Source organism: Pseudomonas sp. JR33AA, assembly GCF_021378985.1.
Taxonomy (GTDB): domain Bacteria; phylum Pseudomonadota; class Gammaproteobacteria; order Pseudomonadales; family Pseudomonadaceae; genus Aquipseudomonas; species Aquipseudomonas alloputida.
Window position 1 is genome coordinate 1 of the sequence record NZ_JAJSAW010000041.1, and the last position, 2045, is coordinate 2045.

The 2045-nt window shown below is 47.9% G+C and carries 2 protein-coding genes; both read right to left on the reverse strand.

The genetic code is table 11. From position 1 onward, the window contains the following. Nucleotides 1-455: 455 nt before the first annotated feature. Complete coding sequence (locus LVS58_RS24880) at nt 456-956, reverse strand: Imm26 family immunity protein (protein WP_233693236.1); 501 nt, start codon at nt 954-956, stop codon at nt 456-458. Then, nucleotides 953-2045, reverse strand: a 1093-nt coding sequence (locus LVS58_RS24885; RefSeq protein WP_233693237.1) for an RHS repeat-associated core domain-containing protein, incomplete at its 5' end; no start/stop codon positions are given. The genes LVS58_RS24885 and LVS58_RS24880, both read right to left, overlap by 4 nt.

Genomic DNA, 2045 nt, shown 5'->3' on the forward strand with positions numbered 1-2045 from the left:
GTAACGCGGCCTTCCGGGTTGTATTGATACTGTGTCTCGCGCCCCAGCGGGTCCTGCTGCCAGAGCAGATTGCCGTGGCTGTCGTAGCCGTATTGCCGAGTCCGCCCGGCGAGTGACTAGTTTGCCTTTGGGCCGCAGGACTTCGTCGTGTACCGCATCGCGCTCGAAATCGCTGATGATTAGGCTGTTCAAGTTGATCTGATGCAGATGAAAACTAGATGTGTAGTTATTCAGGGCATTGCCTATAGGTTCCCAGTTCGCTCCCAGTCGTTAGTTAGTGGCAACAGATTTTCTCAGGGGGTATCTGTTGCGCACCGGTTTTTCTATGTTTATTGGGGCGCTAGGTGCGTTTGTGTGGTGCGCTCGTAATTCAACATGATGCTAGGTCCGCTTGGTTCTTGGGGTTTGCGATTGTCCTGATTGAGTGGCCATACTTATAGGTGGTGTTTGATACGTCAGTGATTGCTCTGGATTTGAATTTTCCTTAATAAAATCGAGATTTTGTAGTTGTTCAGCGGGGTGAGGGGTGGAAGATTGGCTATCTCATCTTCCGAGGCCTCTTCTTTTACGTTCAATGCGCTGATTTTTGTCCAGCTTTCTGGAGTTCCATATGCGAAATAATAATTTTCAAATCGATTTGTTTGTGTGATTTCTTGGTGGCCTATTATCCTCCATTCTCCTGTTGGATCCGCTTTTTTATCGAAGAGAGAGTAGCTGTCCAGCACGACCGGGTCGGTGAGAGGTTCTATGTGCTCAAGTTCTGCTGGTGTTATTAATGGGTCTTCCTTTACTATTCTGAATATTTCAGCTACATGGCCAGTGATTATTTTTGATATTATTTGTCCAAAATAATATCCCCCGTCTTCCTGGGTGAAGCAGAAAATATCTCCTGCTTTTATGTTATTTAAAGTGGTCTTTGTTTTTTGAGGCCAGCCCCAGATGTTAGCTTTGTTCATTTGCATGCTCCACTTCTGAGTTTTGCAGGAGTTCTTGTGAGTTTTGCTTTGATTTCATTGTAAGCTTGCTTGAAATATTTTGCTCTATCGTCGGTTCTCAAAAGGTCGAAAGAATTATATTTGTTTCCTCTGTTTACGCTCGATGTGGGTTGCCCAATTATTCCCGTTCTTGTCTGGTATTTTTCGATGTAATACTGTTCCTGTCCTCTTGCTTGTCCGTAAGTTATATCACTTTTAATAGGGGCTATGGAGGATGATTTTGGTAGTCGACCAGACATTTCGTGCTCTGCAGCCCTTCTGTCTATGTCGTTAGTTATTCCGATATAATAAGGTTTCGTGGTCAGTGGGTTTCCATCGTAAAGGCCGTATATGGTATAGCCTGGCGTGTCTACTGCAATAAGGCCCAGAGGGTCAGACCAGGTTTTTGCATTTGGAGCATAGCGATAGAGATTGATTCCTCCAGAAAGGCCAATTGGATCGTGCTGGGTGAACCGGCCTAGATTTGGATCGTAATACCTGAACACGTTGTAATGTAATTCTATTTCTCGATCAAGGTATTGACCCTGAAACCGAAAATTCTGCTCTCGAGCATACTGTGGATTGTTCCACTCGTCATGTGTCGCCCCCCAGCCCTGATAGTCGCTCTGCCAGATAGTCTTACCGTCTGAATCAGTCAGTTGCTGCGGCAGTCCAGCCAGGGTGGTATGGAAGTAGTGAATCGTTTCGCCACCCGATCTACCGTCGACCCGTGCCAGCGGCTCATAGCTGTCCGGAGTGGCATACACATACAAGCTAGCCAGCCCACTCTGCACTTCTTGAAGCAAGCGCAACCCTTGCCAGTGAAACAACACCCGCCGACGCGGTTCTGGATAGTCCCTCTGATAAACCTCCTTGCTAATCCGCCTCCCCAACGGGTCATAGGCAAACACCACCCGCTCAAGCTCGCCACTGCGGTACTGCTCCACGCAAACCAGCCGCTGCTCGGCGTCATACTCGAAATACTGCACCCAATTGCTACCGATCCGCTTCTCGCACAGCCGCCCAAAGCGGTCATAGCGATAGCGCTTGTCCTGATACACCAACACCCGG

Coding starts and splice junctions, on each gene's coding strand:
- LVS58_RS24880 (WP_233693236.1), bottom strand. CDS start 956: ATGAACAAAGCTAACATCTGGGGCTGGCCTCAAAAAACAAAGACCACT.